This window comes from Sphingobacterium phlebotomi (assembly GCF_008180195.1).
GTDB lineage: Bacteria > Bacteroidota > Bacteroidia > Sphingobacteriales > Sphingobacteriaceae > Sphingobacterium > Sphingobacterium phlebotomi.
Window position 1 is genome coordinate 110,899 of sequence record NZ_VTAV01000007.1, and the last position, 21,189, is coordinate 132,087.

General features: G+C 41.8%; 17 protein-coding genes. 11 read left to right on the plus strand and 6 right to left on the minus strand.

All coding sequences use genetic code 11. From position 1 onward, the window contains the following. The first annotated feature begins 15 nt into the window (after positions 1-15). Entirely contained in the window at positions 16-483 is a 468-nt protein-coding gene (locus FXV77_RS11970; RefSeq protein WP_148919457.1) for a GNAT family N-acetyltransferase, read from the plus strand. Positions 484-693: 210 nt separating this feature from the next. On the opposite strand, the gene FXV77_RS11975 is transcribed toward FXV77_RS11970, so the two are convergent. After that, positions 694-954, minus strand: a complete 261-nt coding sequence (locus FXV77_RS11975) for a hypothetical protein (protein WP_148919458.1) — start codon at positions 952-954, stop codon at positions 694-696. 298 nt (positions 955-1,252) lie between these two features. Here FXV77_RS11975 and FXV77_RS11980 point away from each other — a divergent pair, with 298 nt between their 5' ends. The 3 genes from FXV77_RS11980 (at position 1,253) to prfH (ending at position 4,090) form a co-directional block, all read left to right on the plus strand. Then, complete coding sequence (locus tag FXV77_RS11980; protein WP_148919459.1) at positions 1,253-1,717, plus strand: SMI1/KNR4 family protein; 465 nt, start codon at positions 1,253-1,255, stop codon at positions 1,715-1,717. Positions 1,718-2,171: 454 nt separating this feature from the next. After that, positions 2,172-3,572 carry an RtcB family protein gene (locus FXV77_RS11985; RefSeq protein ID WP_148919460.1) on the plus strand — a complete coding sequence of 467 codons (1,401 nt, stop codon included), beginning with the start codon at positions 2,172-2,174 and terminating at the stop codon, positions 3,570-3,572. A gap of 11 nt (positions 3,573-3,583) precedes the next feature. Continuing rightward, positions 3,584-4,090 (plus strand): peptide chain release factor H, encoded by a 507-nt coding sequence (prfH, locus tag FXV77_RS11990; RefSeq protein ID WP_222867781.1) that lies wholly within the window; start codon positions 3,584-3,586, stop codon positions 4,088-4,090. A 495-nt stretch (positions 4,091-4,585) separates the two neighbouring features. On the opposite strand, the gene FXV77_RS22145 is transcribed toward prfH, so the two are convergent. Both FXV77_RS22145 and FXV77_RS11995 read right to left on the minus strand, forming a co-directional pair. Beyond that, positions 4,586-4,747 (minus strand): hypothetical protein, encoded by a 162-nt coding sequence (locus FXV77_RS22145; RefSeq protein WP_187444108.1) that lies wholly within the window; start codon positions 4,745-4,747, stop codon positions 4,586-4,588. 31 nt (positions 4,748-4,778) lie between these two features. Further along, positions 4,779-5,225, minus strand: a complete 447-nt coding sequence (locus tag FXV77_RS11995) for a DUF6934 family protein (RefSeq protein WP_148919461.1) — start codon at positions 5,223-5,225, stop codon at positions 4,779-4,781. Between the two features lie 166 nt (positions 5,226-5,391). Here FXV77_RS11995 and FXV77_RS12000 point away from each other — a divergent pair, with 166 nt between their 5' ends. Then, the gene (locus FXV77_RS12000; protein WP_148919462.1) at positions 5,392-6,174 is read left to right on the plus strand and encodes a GIY-YIG nuclease family protein; all 783 of its coding nucleotides are present in this window, start codon (positions 5,392-5,394) and stop codon (positions 6,172-6,174) included. A 264-nt stretch (positions 6,175-6,438) separates the two neighbouring features. Here the strand turns inward: FXV77_RS12000 and FXV77_RS12005 are convergent, their stop codons facing one another. Continuing rightward, complete coding sequence (locus tag FXV77_RS12005; protein WP_148919463.1) at positions 6,439-6,915, minus strand: GNAT family N-acetyltransferase; 477 nt, start codon at positions 6,913-6,915, stop codon at positions 6,439-6,441. Between the two features lie 257 nt (positions 6,916-7,172). Between FXV77_RS12005 and catB the strand changes: the two genes are divergently transcribed. After that, complete coding sequence (catB, locus tag FXV77_RS12010; RefSeq protein ID WP_148919464.1) at positions 7,173-7,805, plus strand: type B chloramphenicol O-acetyltransferase; 633 nt, start codon at positions 7,173-7,175, stop codon at positions 7,803-7,805. An 888-nt stretch (positions 7,806-8,693) separates the two neighbouring features. Here the strand turns inward: catB and FXV77_RS12015 are convergent. Both FXV77_RS12015 and FXV77_RS12020 read right to left on the minus strand, forming a co-directional pair. Next, a complete protein-coding gene (locus FXV77_RS12015; RefSeq protein WP_148919465.1) occupies positions 8,694-9,671 on the minus strand; it encodes an aldose epimerase family protein in 978 nt (325 codons plus the stop codon). Between the two features lies 1 nt (position 9,672). Next, positions 9,673-10,842: a LacI family DNA-binding transcriptional regulator gene (locus FXV77_RS12020; protein ID WP_148919466.1), complete on the minus strand. Its 1,170-nt coding sequence runs from the start codon at positions 10,840-10,842 to the stop codon at positions 9,673-9,675. 263 nt (positions 10,843-11,105) lie between these two features. Between FXV77_RS12020 and FXV77_RS12025 the strand changes: the two genes are divergently transcribed. The 5 genes from FXV77_RS12025 (at position 11,106) to FXV77_RS12045 (ending at position 21,183) form a co-directional block, all read left to right on the plus strand. Continuing rightward, entirely contained in the window at positions 11,106-12,791 is a 1,686-nt protein-coding gene (locus FXV77_RS12025; protein WP_187444109.1) for a sodium:solute symporter family transporter, read from the plus strand. 3 nt (positions 12,792-12,794) lie between these two features. Beyond that, positions 12,795-15,095: an FAD-dependent oxidoreductase gene (locus FXV77_RS12030; protein WP_148919468.1), complete on the plus strand. Its 2,301-nt coding sequence runs from the start codon at positions 12,795-12,797 to the stop codon at positions 15,093-15,095. A 35-nt stretch (positions 15,096-15,130) separates the two neighbouring features. Then, positions 15,131-16,276: a hypothetical protein gene (locus FXV77_RS12035; protein WP_148919469.1), complete on the plus strand. Its 1,146-nt coding sequence runs from the start codon at positions 15,131-15,133 to the stop codon at positions 16,274-16,276. 67 nt (positions 16,277-16,343) lie between these two features. Then, positions 16,344-19,499 carry a SusC/RagA family TonB-linked outer membrane protein gene (locus FXV77_RS12040; RefSeq protein WP_148919470.1) on the plus strand — a complete coding sequence of 1,052 codons (3,156 nt, stop codon included), beginning with the start codon at positions 16,344-16,346 and terminating at the stop codon, positions 19,497-19,499. 61 nt (positions 19,500-19,560) lie between these two features. Next, entirely contained in the window at positions 19,561-21,183 is a 1,623-nt protein-coding gene (locus tag FXV77_RS12045) for a RagB/SusD family nutrient uptake outer membrane protein (protein WP_187444110.1), read from the plus strand. The last annotated feature ends 6 nt before the right edge of the window (positions 21,184-21,189 follow it).

Below are 21,189 nucleotides of genomic sequence, written 5' to 3' on the forward strand. Positions count from 1 at the left end.
AAAAATGAATACGAAATGAAAATAATTGAAATCACTTTTGACGACTTTACAATTACGACAGATAAATCAAAAATGGATATTGTTGCAATCCACGACTTTCTATCAAAACATTCAGGTTGGAGTGACAATATTCCCTTTGAAAGAGTAAAGACTTCAATTGACAATTCTTTAAACTTCGGACTATTTCATAACGGCAAACAAATTGGGTTTGCAAGAATCATATCGGATTTTTCAACTATTGCTTACTTGGGAGACATTTATGTTTTGGATATTTATCGAGGACAAGGACTTTCAAAAAAACTAATGGACGCTGTAATTAAACATCCAAATTTACAAGGATTAAGACGGTGGATTTTATTGACATCCACAGCAGATTGGCTTTATGAAAAGTATGGCTTTAGTAAATTGCCCAAACCAGAATTATATATGGAGCTATTCGACCCAAATGTTTATAAAACAGACACAGAAAAAATTGACAAATAAATTAGTAAGAAAAGTGAACGACAAAACTGCGACATTACGTTCTAACGAAGAATAAGGTTAAGAGAAGAACTATTAGAAGAATTAAGAGAAGCTTAAAGAAGGTTATATCGGTCGGGTGATGGCAGGATTCTGCTGACCTTGGACCAAACAGGCCGATAGTTAGGTATCGGACGACATGCTGAACCCCGCGTCTACCGGACGTGGGGTTTATTATACCCAAACAGAGCCGATCAAATCCTCTTCCCTGATGTTCTGTAAGGCATCATCGATCACTAGAAAGTGCTGCTTATGTGCTGGTCTGCTTATCCTTTCCAGCATTTCGTTATCCAAATCAAATAGCTCTCCAAGGTCAACTTTGACCGGTACCCACGTTGGATTGTCGTTTACCAACAGGGATGGCGAGTGAAGCGCGGTATATCCCTGTGCTTTCAGTTCGCTCAAAACCTCATGTGTAAGCTGAACAAATCTCATTTTTTTACAATCTTATTCCTCGTTTGCTGTGTTAAGAGCCATAATATTTTCATTTTGATACACTTACACAACACACAGATTTGTCAAATTGTTTAAGTTGTACTTATTTATTAATAAGCGCTAAATAAAAAAGATATGCATACTGAAATTCCCCGCCTTCGGCAATATCCAAACCGTTGCTAAGCAATCCGCTGCGCGGACAGCTTACAACAAACGGCTTTGCAAAATAGCTGCGCTTTCGTATCTTCGATACGAGCTTCGCCACTTCGCAAAGCCGCCCGGACGTAAAGCAACTATTATGGAACTACCGCAAAAAATAAGAAACTTCATTGAAGAAAAGACAGCAATGACCAATATGGCTTTGTCTTGGAATTATCCAAGCATTGACAAATTTAACGATTTTCAAGCTGGATATAGATTTAACGCAAATACACTTAAAAGTTTAACTGGACAAAAAGGAGAATTTGACAAAAACTGGTTTGTTATATGTACCAACTATTTTGACGACCCATTTTTTATAGATATTTCAGAAACTAAAAGTGATTTCCCTGTATATTATGCTCAACACGGAGCTGGAAGTTGGACACAAGTAAAAATTGCTGAAAATATAACTGAATTTACAAACCAATTAAAAGAATTAAAAAAAATAGAAAATAACAAGGACTTACTTTTGAGTAAATTGAAAAATGAATTTAACTTAGAAAATGAATTGTGGAATGAAGTTTATGAAAGTATCCTTGAAGAGGAAGACGACGAAGAATAGCTGCTGCTAAAAGAGTTTTGCTCCAGGTGGGGTGAAATGCAAAACTCAACAGCAGTTTTTCAATTGAACCGACTGAATCCCGAGCCAAGTTATCTTGTGGAGGGATCGGATTTTTCCGCAATATTAAATTATTCACTATCTTTGCAGTCATTCTTGATTTATTCATCTTTTAAATATCAAGGAATCATGACTGAGCAAATTTACATATCATCCCTTTCGCTCATTGCCTAACAAGGCAGTCAGACCCCCGTTTTTTTATAATTAAGCGATTGTGTAATTAACTTATGCAATGTTTGCCTGCCCGAAATTTTATTAGATTTTCCTGAGCGCTCCTAAAAGGGTATATCCTTCTACAAGGACGAACTGGAATCAGAAATCAAATTCAACAAAAATTACAAACATTTCCAGATACAGCCCCAATCAGGCTTTTCTGGGGTTAAATACATGTACCCACATGGGCAATTTAAGAACAAAGGATTTAAGTAAAATAGGTTATCATAATGATCAGCTACGAAGCTTGGTTATTAGTATAGTCTCCAAAAATTTCAAACACCACAGTAAGCAACAAATACTTGACCTATTGGTGGATATTAAGAACGATCCAGAAGCATTTTTGGATAATGAATTGACAAGTAAAATAGCCGAGAAAATAATTGGTAAGGTAGAAGGAGCATCGTTTAAAGCTTACATGTTACGCGATGAACCGGTATTTTTTAAAACATATGGCGGTAAGGGCATTGAACCATCAGCCAAAAAACAAATGGAATTTGCTAGTCTGTTGCCAGTAAGCATACAAGGCGCTTTAATGGCGGATGCACATATGGGATTTGGCTTACCTATCGGTGGTGTGTTGGCTACAGATAACGCTGTGATCCCATACGCGGTGGGTATGGATATCGGTTGCCGAATGGCACTTTCTATTATCGATGAAAGCGATAGTTTTATAAAAAGGTTTGCATACCAAATCAAGCAGGCATTAAAAAACCATACTCATTTTGGAATGGAAGGCGGGTTGGACATCAGGCAGGAGCATGAAGTTTTAGATAGTCCGGTGTTTAACGCGATACCTTTTTTGAAACCTCTAAGAGGTAAAGCCGTAAGGCAATTGGGTACATCAGGAAAAGGCAATCACTTTGTGGAGTTTGGTGAAATAGAGATGCTGGCCAATAATGCCCTAGGATTACCGGCCAGAAGGTATCTGGCATTATTAACACATTCGGGAAGTCGCGGTTTAGGTGCTGCCATTGCTAAGCACTACACAAAACTCGCTATGGACAGTTGCAAGTTGCCCCGGCATGCACAGCAACTGGCTTGGCTGGATATGAATAGCGAAGCGGGGCAGGAGTACTGGCTTGCTATGACATTGGCTGGCGATTATGCTAAAGCCTGTCATGACCGTATCCATTCGAACCTACTAAAAGCTTTAGGGCTAAAAGCAATCTGTGTAGTGGAAAACCATCACAACTTTGCCTGGGAAGGAAAATTGTCCGATGGCAAAGAAGTGATCATACACCGTAAAGGCGCAACACCAGCGCATAAAGGTGAGCTGGGTATTATCCCCGGCAGCATGACAACACCAGCTTACCTCGTGTCCGGCAAAGGAAACCACGATGCGCTGTATTCCGCATCGCACGGTGCAGGCCGCGCTATGAGCAGGCAAAAAGCTAAGGATAGTATGACGGTATCCGCCATGAAAAAGATGCTTATCAATGCCGATGTTACTTTAATCGGCGGGACGGTTGAAGAAAACCCGTTGGCATATAAAGACATTGGCGCTGTCATGACCGCACAACGCGGTCTAGTTGATATCCAAGGTAAATTCTATCCACGTATTGTTAGAATGAATAAAGAGTAATGATGAAAAAAATGATGATACAAATTACATCAGGTAAGGGCCCCGCAGAATGCTGCCGGGTTGTAGCCTGTGTGCAAAGTTTAATGATTAAACAGGCCAAACAACAAGGTTGCCAAATGCAGGTACTTGAAAATAAGGCTGGCGAATTAAAAGGAACACTATTGTCTTCCACGATGATGCTTATAGGCAATAATCTGGATGACTTTTTAAAAGAATGGGTAGGAACGATACAATGGATCGCGCAAAGCCCGTATCGTAGATATCACAAGCGTAAAAATTGGTTTGTGGGTGTTGCCGCCTTCGATGTGAAGACACGAATGCAATGGAATCCCAAAGATGTTAAGCTGGAAACCTGCCGTTCATCAGGTCCCGGTGGGCAAAACGTAAATAAAGTGGAAACAGCCGTTCGCGGAACACACCTGCCATCGGGTCTGCAAGTACTGGTTATGGACACACGTTCCCAGTTGGAAAACAAAAAGCTTTGTTTATCCAGATTGCAGGAAAAAGTATTGGTCTAGCAGGCAGAGCAACTAATGGAGCAACAGCAAAACCAATGGCAGAATCATTATGAGTTGGCGCGAGGCAATGCCGTCAAAGTAATTAGACGCGATTTGTTTTGATGGGAGCATTAAATGACATTTCTCTTTTATCGTTAAGTCCGCATATGATGATAGCCTACCATTTCAATTAACTTGTCAGGTCGTCCTTTCTTCGAACATTACTTAAACAGTATTCGCACCTTGTTCGCCCATTCAACGGGGATTTACCGAGTGTTTACAACGGTCGGGGACACCAAGTATTGCGACATGTTTTGTCGCAATACTTGGTATCGCGACAAAATCCGAACTGTTATACTGAATATTGTTTTGCAGATGATGAATAAAGACCAGGTATCGGTATTCTTCATCGACGATTATCAAGCCGTGCGGAGAGGCGAGATCGACTCATCGAGTTTAATCCGTTGCAGGCCGAGTCCGTTTCTTTCTTAAAATCGAGGATAGGAAAGGACCCTCTTAGCGTTGAAGATATTCCTTAGGTATCGGATGTTTTTTCAAGAAGTCAACTGCCTCCTCGTTTTTCTTTTTAAAGAAGTAGGAGTTGTTATAGATACTTTGACGTTCTTGAGCTGTCAACTCATCATTTTTCTTGTTCTTTTTATCTCTGTTGGTACTCATAATCTTAAACCTCCTGATACAAAGTTCGTTATTATTTTTTAAATATAAAAAAAGCATCGTAGTTTTTACCTTTTCGAAAAGATTCCCAGCTATCCTTGTAGAAGCCTTTGACTTCAAACATTTCTTTGATCTCATCCCAGAATTCGGATATACCCATTTGATAGAGACGTGTTCTAGCTTGGGTACTACCTTTTGCCATCACGATAGCATTAGGGTGCAAGGTCATGAAGTCTATCACTGCCCTCGCTACAGTTGATAACACCTTTTTGGTATCGAGATTGTTTGTGGTAATCAGATCACTTATTTCCTGTGTCTCTGGACAGAAGTCTCCAAATCCAAGATTGTAGATGTTCTCTTCCAAGTTTATCTGTTGAAATTGAATGACCTTTCTTATACTACCCTTAGGGCCGATACTCGAAAACTCATAATAGTGAATATCTGGTGTCTTTTCGAAATCATAATATTCTTCATTATTCATGATATTTAGATTTTATAAAAAGATAGTCGTTAAGTATCATTAATACTTTCTTCCCCCAAATATATCAAAAAAAAATAGTAAAACTAAAAATATTAGTATTTTTGTTGTTCAGATTCTGAACAAAGTGTTATTAACGTCTGAACATGATACGCAGCAGATTTAACGAATGACAGCAGCATTGCAAGCTATGATCGAAAGACTGCCCGGCCTGCCGGGTGTCTATTTCTTCTACACCCAACACGACGATCTCGTCTACATCGGCAAGAGCATACACATCCGTAAGCGTGTGCAGCAACATTTTCAGGGCAAAGACAATAAATCGCGCAAAATACAACGCACAGTGACGCGTATCGCCTACGAGCCGATGGGAAGCGAACTCATCGCCCTGCTTTATGAGTCCGACCTGATCAAGCGCCACCAGCCGCTTTATAACTGTACACAGCGGCGTACTATGAACCCGTTGGGATTATATATACAATACGAAAACGGCTATAAGGCACTGCGCATTGCGAATAACCAGGAGCGGGGAGACGAGATCATCACCTTTGCCGGGATGACGGAGGCGAAAAACACCCTTTATCGGCTCACGGAAAAATATAAGCTCTGTCCGAAAATAAACGGGCTGTACAAAACACGATCCGCCTGTTTTCATTACCAGATCAAGAGCTGCTATGGTGCCTGCATTGATCAGGAATCTCTCGAAAGCTATAACCAGCGTGTCGATACCTTCTTGCACGCCCATCGTTTCGAAGGGTTTACCAAACTATTTGAGGTAGAAGGCAGAAGTTCGGCAGAAATGGGACTGGCCTATATCGAGCGCGGTATCTACAGAGGGTTTGGCTTCTGTGCCCGGGAAACCCCCGAGGACCAGCTGCTAAAGCACATCGCCTATAGAGCCGATAATAAGGATGTGCGCCGTATTTTGATGCGGTATTTGATAAGTGGGTAAGTTTGATACTTTATTATTTGTGGATTATTCTCGTTATAGTCCTTTTTTATTACTTTAGTTCTGTATGACACCAAGACAGAACTCGATATTGAAGTGGACTGGAATAGCATTCGTTTCCGTCCCAACTTTGGTTCTTTTTGATAATTAATTGATTAACATGGTCTTATTTTTTTGTGAAGACAAGACAGTTATGAAGTGAAAACTAAATGCCGCTAATAAGTTTGAGCTCACGTTCAAATTTTAAATCATCATATCGAGCCAAAGCTAATCCCCGATTCTTTTTCGTAGCATCACCATATCCTTTAGCTGCACACCGTGCTCGTATATTGGTTGGGCATAGTTAACGATAAAAAAATCTTTCCTGATTGCGAAGCGCTCAAAGCCCGCTTTTTGATAAAATTTGATCTGCTTTGCTGCGATATCAGGTGTACCTACTATGATTTCCTGGAATCCCATGTCTTTTGCCCGATTTTCTGCATCAGCCAGCATAAATTTTCCGATGCCTTGGCTTTGGTGTGTGTCTTCCACAGCGATGTTTTTCAACTCAATCGTGTCGTGACTGAGGGAATAGAGCACATATATCCCAATAATGCTATTTTCCGTCTCCACGACATAACTATCGCCGTCGTGGATGTATTTATCGATTGCAGCGATCGTCTCATCCGCGAGTAACAATAGGTCATATGGGATATCCTCAGATCGGAGGAGCTCCCTTGTCTTTATATCCTTTCTCTCGGTCATTTGTTGAAAATTGCAGGTATAGCCCCAAATGTAGCTAATTTACTTAATATCCCTTGTAGCGGTTTATCCACCATGACCTTTATCATTTAGGGCAGTTGGGTAATACCATTAAGTTATTGCAATTAGCAAAGTAAAGTAATGGTAAATTAAATTATATTTGTGCCATGAAGCTCTCAGACTAGCACATAACAAATACTCTTTAACGAACAGTAACCCCTGTTCTGAATTTTTATTTGTTAATTTTTAAACACGCTAAAATGAGTAATTTTTTCGAAAGTCCTTTCAAGGGCAAAATAATCAAAGACCATATCACAAATCCCAATATTATCGCGGGTAAATATTCTTACTATTCAGGATATTATCATGGGCACTCGTTTGACGATTGTGCACGCTATTTATTTCCGGATAGGGATAATGTTGACAAACTTATTATCGGATCGTACTGTTCTATCGGAAGTGGTACCAGTTTTATCATGGCGGGTAATCAAGGGCATCGGCACGATTGGATTTCAAGTTTTCCTTTTTTCTATATGATGACAGAAGTTGAAACATTTAAAGGAGCCCTCGATGGATATTCAGGAGCCAGAAATACAATTATAGGCAACGATGTGTGGATAGGAAGCGAGGCTATGATTATGCCAGGAGTAATAATTGGTGATGGAGCTGTCATCGGCAGTCGGTCTTTAGTAACCAAAGATGTTGAGCCGTACACCATCATTGGTGGAAACCCTTCGAAACCCATAAAAAAGAGGTTTGAAGAAGATGAGATCAAAAAGCTCTTGGAAATGAAGTGGTGGGAATGGGATGAAAGATATCTGTTTGATGCGATTCCCATTCTTTGCTCTAACAATATTGACTTGCTATATGCGTATTTTAAGAAAATGAAATAAGAAGAATTAAACCCAATTAGTTCAGTTGTCGCAAAATTTGCGACAACTGACTCAACCATTGTTCTTTTAACGCTGCTATCTCCCTTATTATTTCTAGTGGGGTTTATCATTTAACAATTAAGGAACAGCGCTCCATTAATTTACCGCAATAGTATCAACCGACAGTATTTTTTCACCTCTTGTTTGAAAGAAAATAGAACAATTTGGCAACCATTTTCTCAAATTTTCTTTATCATGTTCAGTTAAAAAATCGTCGTCCAATCGCAAACTCCTTAAGTGGGTCAACGTCGCTATTTTAGGTGAGATATATGTAATAGGATTATTCCATATCTCCAACTTTTCAAGATTTTTTAAATCAGCTATATTATCAGGAATACTGTCAATCTCGTTGTCAAAGATCAGTAACTCCCTGACGTTTCCCAGAAACTTTGTTTCCCGAGTCAAACTTTTGATAACATTGCTATATAAATATAATGTTTCCAGCTTTTGCAAGCGCTCGTCAATGAAGGTGATGTCTGCTAGTTTATTATTCTACAACGAAAGCCATTTTAGACTAGGAATTGTTTTGATCTTCTCTGGAAACGTAATCAAATCGTTTCTAGATAGATCAAAATGTGCCAAACTATCCATCTGCGATAGGTCGCACGGGATCTTCGTTATACCCGTTTCTGCGAAAGTCTACCGATTCGTGTTACAAACCTATAGTTCTGCGCGAAGAAGAACTTCTAGATTTCAAGGTGATGGGTGTTTCAAAAGCCAGCTGTCGCAACCGTGATTGTACTGCGGATTCGGAATAAGGGACAACTTAGTCATCTTATGGATCGTCAAAGTAGGGAAGTGGTAATCCACCTCCAAAGTGCCGAGCAGTAAGTAAGTCATGCCTCCGGATTAGGAAACGACGTACCTTGTAATATGTTGATATTCTTGACCCGGAAGTAGGATAGGAGAAGGAAAGCACGTATGGTTAGGTGCATTAGGAAAGTGTTGTGTTTCCAGGCATATTCCGCCATTGTTGACGTAAAGCTGTAACCCAGGCATAGTTGTGTAGACCTTCAATGTTCTTCCACTGGAATGATGAGAGAGAGTTGCTGCTAAAGCTAACTTTTCTGACAAATTTTTCTGTATTACGTAGTTAACATTATAAACTTCGACCTTATCAATAGGAGCTTTTATAGGTCGGTGTTCTCTAAAATCGTAAGGAGTATTGTGGACATCAGATAGCTCGCCAGTTGGGATTTTCCTATCTGTTGGCGTGTATGTATTTGCTAAAACCGTCAAGGAATGCTCAAGCATTGCGTCTTTATTAGCAACTAAATTAAAATAAGTGTGGTTCGTTAAACTCAATACGGTAGGCTTATCCGTTTGTGCCCTATATTTAATTGATAATGAGTTGTCATCTCCCAAACTATATGTTACCCAAACTTTCACATTACCAGGATATCCCTCGTCTCCGTCGAGGCTTATATGATAAAGAGTGATAGAAGCTCTAGAACGATCTAGCAGCTGTAGTTGCCATATCTTTTTATCAAAGCCACAGTTGCCACCATGCAAATGGTGATTCTCATAATTTTTACTTAAACTATATTTTTGGCCATCTAACAAAAACTCCGCATTGGCTATAAAGTTGGAATATCGACCGATTATTGCACCTGGATAAAATGTGCAGTTCAAATAATCTTTTATATTATCGAATCCAACGACAATAGACGACCACTTTCCATATCGATCCGGCACATGCCAGTTCGTAATGGTTGCTCCATAATTAGTAATAGATACTGTGTGCCCATTCTTATTAAAAAGTGTATATAGATTTATTTTTTGACCACGAATACGGCCAAATGCTGATATTTTCACGTCTGTCATCATATTATTTTTTCCGTAAAGAAGAATCCCGAATTAAAAGTTTGCCTATCACGGTTTTCGTTTTTGTTGCGGCTCTGTCTCCCGAAATGACTTGATCAAAGAACAACTCCACTGCCGATTGACCTATTTTGAACGCATAGGGGTCATAAGAAGTGAGTGCTGGTTCAATTATTTCTCCAGTATAATCGTTTCCAAAACCAGCCACACAAATCTCTTGCGGAACCTTAATATTTTTCTTTTTTAGATACATCATTGTAATAATCGCACTGTTGTCTGAGATGCAAAAAATAGCGTCAGGAGGATTTTCTGACGAAAGCCAGAGATCTACCGTTTGCAAAATGGATACTTTACTGAAGTCAGTGTAAGCAATGAGTGAGGGAGTAGCCGGAATATTATTTTTTTGAAGTGATTTAAAATAGCCCTCCAGACGTTTTTTTGTGATATACAAGTGTTTCGGTCCTGCAAGCACCGCAATATTAAGGCATCCTTGATCGATGAGATGGTCTGTAATTTGTTCTGCTCCATTTTCATTGTCGAGTAGTACTCTCGACGTGTCGATTTCCTCACATATCCGATCAAAATGGATGATAGGGATTCCCTTGTTAAGTTGTAATTTGATGTGTTCAAAAGATTCTGTCTCCTTGGTATGGCACACCAGTATTCCATCGAGCCAATTTTGCATCATTGTTTGCAAATTAGCCACCTCTGTTTTGTGTGATTCATTGGATTGGCAAATCATTACTTTATAACCGGCTGTCGAAGCCGCATGTTGGATACCACTGAGTACTTTTGCGAAAAAAGGGTTCTCCAGATCCGGTATTATAATTCCAATGGTTTGCGTCTCTCGGCTGTACAGGCTGCGTGCGAGTGGATTAGGTTGATAATCCATTTCGATAGAAACTTGCTTAATTAAACTCTTTGTAGCCTCACTGATATCACCGTGATTCTTCAATGCTCGAGACACCGTTGAAGCAGACACACCGACTGCTTTTGCGATATCTAGAATAGTTGTTTGGTGTTTTCGAAAGGCAGAGACGTTGTTTTTTTGCCTTTTCTTGACCAGTGTAAAGTGAAAATTACAAAACTTGCATACATAGCGTTGTAAACCTCGGACAAAACCAGATCTCAATACGGTCTCATCTCTATTGCATTTTGGACATTTTACTCTAGGCATATTATTCTTCCAATTATTGTTTATACATGGTGTGGGTTTTACATGCACAAAAATAGTAAAATAATATTTTTATAGATATATATCGCAAACGTTTCCGCAAACGATTTCGATAGAAAAAATGATTTTATAAGCTTTTTTATGTTGTATAATAGCTTAATTATTAGATATATTAGTCGAAGATTATATTCCTGTTTATTAATTGAATCTATTTCTAAAAGCGATATTATATATATAATATGACACTGCACGATTACCTTATATTGATGATATATTCCGTTGGGATGTTGGCTATTGGTTTAATCTTAAGTCGATGGAATAAAAGCGCTGCTGACATGTTTGCAGTAAGTAAGCAATCCCCTTGGTGGTTATCTGGTATTTCTTCATTTATGAGTGCTTTTTCTGCAGGAACCTTTGTTGTTTGGGGAGGTATCGCATTCAAACATGGAGCGGTTGCGATTAGTATTTTGATGTGCTTAGGTATTAGCTCTTTCATCGTCGGAAAAACATTAGCAGGACGTTGGGCGAAATTAGGGGTAACCACCATAGGAGAATATATTAATATTCGTTTCGGCAGATCAGTGGTGCAATTCTACACATGGATAGGGATGTGCCTTAAGCTCGTATCTATGAGTGTAGCTTTATATGCATTTGCGATATTATTTTGCAGCCTCGTACCTTTAGAAGAGGGGAACTTTCTTCGAGATGAAAGTACGGGTAATCTCTCTATAACCTATGCCTGTATCATATCAGGGCTATTGATGTTGGTCTATACCGTGAGTGGTGGTCTTTGGGCCGTATTAATCATCGATGCGGTACAATTTGTTATCCTTACCGTAACGGTATTATTCGTTGTCCCCCTCAGCTTTGCTTCTATTGGCGGGGTCGGAAACTTTCTTGACCAGGTGCCAGATGGCTTTTTACAAATAGCCAGTGGTAAGTTCACGTATTGGTTTCTCTTGGGCTGGATAGTCGTCCATACGTTTAAATTAGGAGGTGAATGGGTGTTTATACAGCGGTTCCTTGCCGTAAAAAGCCCCAAGGATGCAAGAAAGTCTGCATATCTTCTAGGAATCCTATACTTGGTGAGTCCCGTAATATGGATGTTGCCCGCTATGATATATCGTATTGTTGATCCCAATGCCAATCCAGAACAAGCCTATTTTTTAGCCTGTGCGGCGGTATTGCCTGCTGGGATGATGGGGCTCCTTTTGGCCTCGATGTTTTCAGCTGCAGCTAGTTATATCGATGGGGAGATAAACGTGTACGCAGGTGCGATAACGAATGATTGGTACAAGGCTTTGATAAGGCCTAGTGCAAGCGACGTAGAACTGGTAACGGTGGGGCGAATTAGTACTTTTCTCATAGGAGCGATAATTATTTGCGGAGCGGTAGCCATACCCTATGTCGGTGGTGCTGAAAATGTAATCCTCACCATTACCTCTTTGCTCGTGGTACCGATGGTTTTACCAACTTTATGGGGACTCCTTTTTAAGAAAACGACGCAGCAAGCCGTATGGATTACTACTGGATTAAGTTTTTTAGCGGCTGCTTTAGTGAAAATTTTCATTAAAGAAAACTCGGGAAATTCGTTTATAGATTGGTTGCTAGAGAACTCCTTGGTTTTAGAGGCCAGCGTAGGCATACTTGTGCCATTATTAACACTGTCGTTGTTTGAACTATCCGCGAAAAATACTGCTCTGGGATTTATTGAGGTGCAATCAAAATCAATCGATTATACAGTTACAGACACTCCGATAGCAATTGCAGAATACCCTGCAAGATTATTGGCGTATAGTATCGGTTGCCTCGCATTTATCATGTTTATCTTATCTATTGTAGTGGACGATAAACAGATTATGATTGCGGCATTTGCGGTAGTTCTCATGACAATATGTATGATCATATTATGGGGTCTGAGGAAGTTTAAGAAAATTAATAAAGAATGTTGAAATATGGTTAAAAATGTGTCTTACGATGTTGTGGTGGTTGGTGGAGGCCTCGCTGGCCTGTGCGCTGCGGTTGCATCAGCAAGAAATGGTAAAAGCACTTGTCTCGTTCACAATCGACCGGTATTAGGAGGAAACAGTTCCTCTGAAATAAGGGTAACGCCTCACGGTGCAGCTGCTTTCCACGCTTACGCCCGTGAAACAGGTATAATTTCTGAATTATTGATTCAAGAGCGGGCCCAAAATCACGAAGAGATTTTTGAGAACGGGTGGACGAATTCAATTTGGGATGTGGTGCAATATGATCTTGTTCAGCAAACTGAAAATCTTACACTTTATTTAAATACGGATTTTCAAAAAGTGATCATGCGTAATGAACGAAATATCAAGGCAATTGAAGCCACTGTACAGAGTGCCGAAATCGAATTACAAATAGCGGGAGAAATTTTTGTGGATTGTACGGGGGATGGCATAGTAGCGCATAGTGCCGGTTGTGAGTCGCGAATGGGTAGCGAGGGTAGAGACGAGTTTAATGAGCCGCATGCCCCGGAGGTTCCCAGTGGAGACGTTATGGGGAGCTCTATTCATTTTAAGACGAAACGTTTAGATTACTCAGTTCCCTTTGAAGCCCCCGAATGGGCCATTCATTATGAAGATGCTAGTTTTTTCTACGAGAACGGACGGCCTCCCAAAGAAGAGCGCGGCGGATATTGGTGGTTAGAAATTGGAGTGCCTTTTCATACTATTCATGAAAACGAAGAGATTAGACATGAACTGACTCGTCATGCTCTGGGCGTATGGGATTGGATGAAGAATAGAGATCCAAAAATGAAAGAATTGACTAAAAACTATGCATTAGATTGGATAGGTCAAGTTCCTGGTAAAAGAGAAAGTCGCCGAATCATGGGACACTATTTAATGACAGAACACGATCCGCAACAGTGTACTGTATTCGAGGACGAAGTTGGATTTGGAGGATGGTTTATCGATTTGCACACACCAGGGGGCCTACTCGCACAACATAGTGAACCGGCTAGCGGAGAAGACTATAATACGTTTACAGAATATGCAGTTAAGAGTTATGCAGGCCCATATGGTGTTCCCTTACGCTGTTTGATTGCAAAAGACGTCGATAACCTGATGATGGCTGGACGTAATGTAAGTGTCACTCACGCCGCATTAGGCACAGTAAGAGTAATGGGAACAACCGCTTTACTTGGGCAAGCCGTAGGAACAGCTGCCGCAATCGCCTTGCGTCAAAATATCCTCATTTCTAATTTACCGCAAAATGTTGTCCACACGATTCAGCAACAACTGCTCCGAGATGGATGCTTTTTGCTAAACAGCAAAAATGAAGATCCAGAAGACTTGGCATTACAAGCTCGTGTTACCTCTAGTAGTGATGCGTTAGAATACGGAGCAGGTCCAAATGATCTAGGGTTTCATCAAGGGCTGTCTATTTGGAAAGATCAACCCCAATATACAGCTATTGAACTGAAAACTCGTAGAGGACAGCTTATAGCCGTCGGTGCAGATCAGATCGATACAATTACCCTGTGTTTGAGTAACCATACAGCATCTATTCAACAGCTTGATATCGAATTGCTGGGCGTAAGAGATATTTGGGATTATCGAATAGAAGAATTGCCTGTAATATTGAAGACAAGAGTAGATGTTCCGATAGGCGAGCAGCAATGGGTGGATATCCCCGTCAATCTTCATGGTTTAAATGTTGGAACGTTCATGCGTTTAGATGTATTGCCTAATCCCCAGGTTAGCTGGCCCATTGCTGGGAAAATCATCACCGGTCATATGGCATCCTATCAGATCGGAGAAAACAAAATGAGAAGATTTGGGAGTGGACATACGCTAAGCTATAAAATTATGCCTGGGCAACCTTGTTATCCCGCCCAAAATATCACAAATGGAGTTACACGTCCTGCAGGCTTTACGAATCTTTGGAAATCAGAATCCACACAGGGGCTACCGCAATGGATAACTTTATCCTGGGATCAAGAGGTCGAGATCGAGACCATTGAACTAACATTTCCCGGCCATCTTATTCGTGAACTTCATGCGTATAGTCCGTTTTATCGTGATCCGCAATGTCCAAAGGATTACAATTTGGAAGCTTGGATCGACGGAACATGGGAAGTGCTTCTAGAAATATCGGGCAATTACCAACGTCGTAGAAGCCATCGTCTACCCACCGCTGTACTGACAGATCGCTTACGTGTTATGGTTACAGCAACAAACGGGGATCCATCCGCCCAAATCTATGAGATAAGATGCTATGGCAATGAATAGTTGAGAAATCGTTTATCATTATAAATCTTTAAATTATGTTACAAGAAAAATATGAGCCCAAAAAGCACCAACTAAGTAGAGTACGGAATATGATTGAAGGACGTTTCCATATCGTTCGTAACATGGTGTTCATCTGTTTATTCGCAGTTATCGCGAATGTATCATTTTCCCAAACACCTTTCCAGTCCGGCAGCTTGGTCGTATTACGCGTTGGTGACGGTTCTGTCTCTCGGAGTCATGCTGCTATGCCCGTATTCATCGATGAGTATTCGACCACTGGAAAGCTGATTCGAAGTATTTCCGTGCCAACAACAGATACGGGTGATAACCATCCTTTGACGTTGTCCGGAAACAACGCCTATGAAGGTCTTCTTTCTCTTTCCGAAGATGCCCAAATGTTAAGTTTTGCCGGGTACAATGCAGCTGTAGGTATGCCTAAGGTAAGCACAGCGACAAACGAATGGGTTATCGGGCTTATCGATGCGAGCGGCCGTGTTAACACATCTACAGGATTATCTATGAACAATAAAGGTTCAGTAACTGCAGCCGTTGCTGATGGCACTAATGTCTGGGTAGCAGGTGTTGCACCAAATCTTTACCATGTAACGATTGGTGCGACTAAAGCAAAACCTGTACTAGCGGGAACGATAAGAGGCATAAGAGGATTAGCTATTTACGATCAACACTTGTATGCTTCTCAGTCGTCATTAAAAGGACGGAGTCCTGTTGTTCAGGTTGGAGAGGGCCTGCCTTTAGTCGGAAAGCAGAAACTGGTAACCTTGCCTGGTATGCCAATCAACGGAGCTTTAGCATCCGGTCGTCAGTTCGTCTTCGCAGATCTGGATGCAGGAATTCTTGGCAATGATGTGCTATACGTTGCAAACGATGGGCAATCCGACGGTATTACAAAATATACATTGATCAACGGAAACTGGATGTCGAATGGTACTATATCCGGTCAATTCATTGGTCTGACAGGCGTTGTATCTGGAGACCAGGTTATGTTATATACTGTAAAATACGGTGGAGGAGGCGCTGTATCGAAGATATATAGTATTCAGGACGATACAGGCTATAATGGAGATTTTTCTGGATCTAGGTTGAAACCTTTGGCCGTTGCTCCGAGCAAAACGATGTTTCGGGGACTTGCTTTATCTCCTCAGACCTCTGAGACGAAATAACTTGTAAAATCAATTGAAACTAGGGTATAATGAACCCCATGTACACCAAAATTTAGACCAAAACAAGATGAGAAATAAAATATCAATAATAGCGCTATTCAGTTTGTGGCTATTTTGCATCGGTGAGGTGAATGCGCAGAACCAATCAGCTGCTTCAGTCGTTCGCGGAAAGATAAGTGATAGAGAAGGAAACTCTTTGAGCGGTGTTCGTGTCGTCGTAAAGGGGAGCAAGATTGTATCTGTTTCCGATAAGGATGGCAACTACAACATTACGCTGGTACAGTCACCTAGTACATTGCTGTTTTCAATGATGGGTTTTGTAGAACAAGAAAAAACGGCAGAAGCTGGAACGGTAGTCGATATCGTACTGCGAGAATCGATCAACAATCTGGAGGAGGTTGTCGTTATCGGTTATGGAGAACAGACGCGAGCGGACGTTACCGGAGCCTTGACAGGAATCAAAGCAGAAGATATCGAACGGTCCGCCAATCCAGATCTTCTAGGTGCTTTACAAGGTAAGACACCGGGAGCTCGTATTAATTCGGAATCAGGAGAACCTGGCGCCGCAATGAACATACAAATACGGGGTGCCAATTCGTTGTACGGAGCTTCGACGCCACTTTTTGTCATTGATGGTGTGCCTTTTGACGTGAGTTCGGACGAAGTAGCCACAGCTTCGGAGTCAAATATGTCGAGCTCAGCTAATCCACTATCGTCACTCAATCCAGCTGATATCGAATCAATCGAAATCTTGAAAGACGCGTCCGCAACGGCGATATATGGATCACGTGGCGCTAATGGGGTGGTTATCGTTACGACCAAATCGGGTAAACAAGGAAAAGCAGATATTTCTTACCATGGATATGCGAGTTTCGCGCAAGCTTCACGCAAACTTGATCTCTTAAATGGTGACGAATGGATAGATTTTCAACGCGAAACCAGACCGAACTCCCCACTGTTTTACGAGATCAAGGATGGGCTGGTGGACACTAACTCACCCGTTGACCCATACCGTTACCAGCAGCATGATTGGCAAGATGAAGCCTTTCGATGGGCACCTACGCAGAATCATTACCTGTCCTTTACAGGTGGGAGCGATAAAACAATTGTAGCAGGCGGAGTCGGATACTTAAAACAAGAGGGTATTATACGCAGTAACGGGATGGATCGCTATAATGTCCGACTGCGTATGGATCATAATCAGAATGAAAAATTAAAAATCGGACTCAATATCATCGGATCTTATCAGGAACTTTATGGTGCAACGAACTCAGGCTTGGTTAATTCGGCTAATGGGATTGTCCAGCGCATCATTATGACACGTCCAATATCGTACTATGATCCATCAACAGATGACGATGTAACGCAATATATTACACCGCTATCCATGTTGGATGACGCCTATAAAAACACAGGTACCATGCGCGCACAAGCAAGTACTTATCTGGAGTATAAATTTTCTAAAGACTGGAAGTTGCATTCTATGGTGAGCGGCACGCTTTCCAGTTCAAAAGGAAAAGAATTTTATAGCAAGTATACCACAATGGGAAATCTGAGTAATGGTATCGCTGTACTTCAGGAGAGAAGAACACATTCCTGGAACAGCACCACCAGGCTTCATTACCTCAAAACGTTTAATCGTATTCACCGACTTGATTTGATGGGTGCTTTCGAAGCCAGCCGGTATAATTATGAATCCCAGCGTATGCGTAGTCTGGATTTTATTGATGAATCAACCGGGGTAAACGACATCAGCAAGGGTGCACAGGTATCGGGAATATACTCTAGCCGTTGGGCAAATAACCGCGTGTCGTGGTTGAGTCGAGCAAACTATTCTGTCGCCTGGAAGTATCTCTTTACAGCCAGTTTTCGTGTAGATGGCTCTGATAAATTCGGCGCCGGAAATCGTTATGGGTACTTTCCGTCGGCAGCATTTGCCTGGCAGGCGCATAAGGAGAATTTTATTAAATCGCTCAATACCTTTGATCAGCTGAAATTTCGGTTGAGCTATGGCGAAACAGGTAATGAACGTATTCCGGCTTACCGCTATTATTCGGAAATGAGTAATGCCTATTATGCATCTGCCGGAAGCAATATCTTCGGCATGGCCCCAAGTTCACCGGCGAATCCGAACCTTCAATGGGAAACCACCGCGCAGTATAACGCTGGCTTGGACGTTGGCCTGTTTAAGAATAGGCTGACATTTACAGCCGATTACTACATCAAGCAAACGAAGGATATGCTCTTGCCCGCTTATGTACCATCAGAGTTGGGGTATACAACGCAGTGGAAGAACATGGGGAGGATCGATAATAAAGGGGTGGAGTTTCAAATAACCTCCGTTAACATAGATAAGGCTTTCCGATGGGTGACGAGCTTCAATATTAGTGCGAATCGAAATACGATAAAAAGCTTGGGAGATATTGATTTTATACCGGTTATTATGGCGAACGGAACAATCTCAAATCTCGGTAGAGTAGAAGTTGGGAACTCTTTGGGAACTGCCTACGGATTCCGAACGGATGGCGTCTATCAGATAGATGATTTCACTTGGCAAAATAACAGTGATCCGGGGATCAGTCACGGTTCGCGTCAATATGTGTTAAAAGAAGGTGTTGTTTCAGTAGGCGGCGCAACCGTAAATCCGGGATCGCTTAAATTTAGAGATCTGAACGGCGACAATATTGTGGATGAGGAAAACGACCGAACCTTTATTTCACGCAGTCTGCCGAAACATTATGGCGGGTTGGATAATACATTTTCGTACAAAAATCTGGAATGTAATATTTTTTTAGAGTGGTCGTCTGGAGGTGAGGTCGTGAATTTGGGTACGCGACTGATTCAGGGCCCCAGCGGGGTATGGAATTTGTCAAGAGAATTTTGGAACAACCACTGGACCCCGGAGAACCCGACAAACGAATATCCAGATGTGATTTCTGAAAATGCAACGGCATCGATGATGTCTGATTACTATGTGGAAGATGCTTCTTATCTCCGGTTGCGGAATGTATCCTTGTCGTACAAGCTTCCGCAGAAGACTGTTAACAGCCTTGGATTTAAGGCGCTTAGCATCTACGCGACTGCAACGAATCTGCATGTTTGGACCAACTACTCCAGTTTTGACCCCGATGTGAGTTATAGCAACCCGTTATTGCCGGGTCTGGAACGACTGGCGTACCCTAGATCTCGATCGTTTTTGCTGGGTATCAAAGCCTCTTTATAACCCTTAGAATAATTTAGGATAAACCACTTCCACTTAATCTGGAATGAAAAATGAGAAGAATATGAATAAGTATAAAAATAAAATAGGAATTGGCCTGTTGATGGCAGCCGTTGGTTTTGGCGCAGTGGGCTGTGATAAGTTTCTGGGGTCGGAGCCCTATTCCTTTACCTCCACCGAGAATTTTTACAAAACGGCGGATGAAGCTGAGATTGCCTTAGCAGGATGTTACGAAGCCTTACATGGCGGGAATAACCTCTTTGGTAGAAACCTGCTTTTTATCTTAAATGGTGGAACCGACGAATGTATTACGCGCGCAGGTATCTCGAACAATGTGACCCCTTTTGGATTAGCGGCAGTGTCCAGCTCGGCGGCACCACTAAAGGCCGTGTGGGAAGGATTTTATGCGGGTATTAATCGAACAAACCATTTGATTGCAAAAATAGATGCCATTGAAATGGGAGAATCACGTAAAGAACAAATTAAGGCAGAAGCACGGTTTTTGAGAGGTCTTTACCATTATTATTTAACGATGATGTTTGGGGCTATTCCAATTAAAACCGAGCCAGATCCGGAAGCCGGACCTCGTCAATCAGTCCAAGAAGTTTACGAGCAGATTATTTCTGACTTTCAACACGCGTATGAAATCTTACCCGATCGTGCTCGGATACAGGGTGCAGCTAATAAATGGTCGGCAGCAGGATATCTGGCAAAAGTGGGTGCATACTTGGGAAGTGCAAAGGTTTCGGGTATGGGAAATGAACTAAATTTCGAGCTGAATAGTTTCGGATGGGTGGATGCCGAGGAGGCGTATCAACTCGTGGTCGACATGACGACGGCCATCATCCAAGAAGGGGGGTATGATTTGACAGAGCGTTATGATTTCCTATTTCGGGAAACGACCCGCGATGCCCAATACGAGGAGTGTCTGTTTACCATCGAGGCAAGCAGCGCAACGGCAAACGGAACCTATAACCGATATAGCGACTGGGTGCCGTTCGGACCGGCAAGCATAGGCGGTGGGACAACCAGATGGATGTGTCCATTGGCCGAAACCTTTGATCGATATCATGCCAATGACGTCAGACGTGCGCATAACATGGCGAGAAACATCACAGTGAATTCAGCCGTGGAAGAAATAGGCGGCTATCGGTATTATCAACCGACGGTAGCTACCACCCCTGACCAAGGTTATTTATCAGCGACGAAGTACCGTCAACGTGATGCTGCACAGAAACCAATTCCACAGTGGGCAAGCGACGGTTTGATGCCGCTGCTACGCTACGCGGATATTTTATTGTTACGTGCGGAGGCGCTTTACTATTTCGACGACGAGCCCGAGGCACGAAATTTATTGGCCGAGGTTAGAGTGCGTGCCGTAAGAGAGGGAAGCATGGTAGAGACCTTGAATACCTCCTACCATCGGGTAGATTTCATGGAAGAATTATTAGACGAGCGCTCCCGGGAACTGTGTTTTGAATCCCACCGTCGGTTCGATCTGGCCCGTTTTAATAAATACACGGAAGCAATTACTTCCTTACAAAGTACCCGAGGATTGCACAACGTGGCAGTACCCGATTTACAAGCAAACTGGCACCCCTATCGTATCTGGTTTCCTATTCCGTTGGCAGAAATGGATCTTAACGCTGAACTAAAGCCGCAGAACCCGGGATACGGGGCAGAATAAATAACA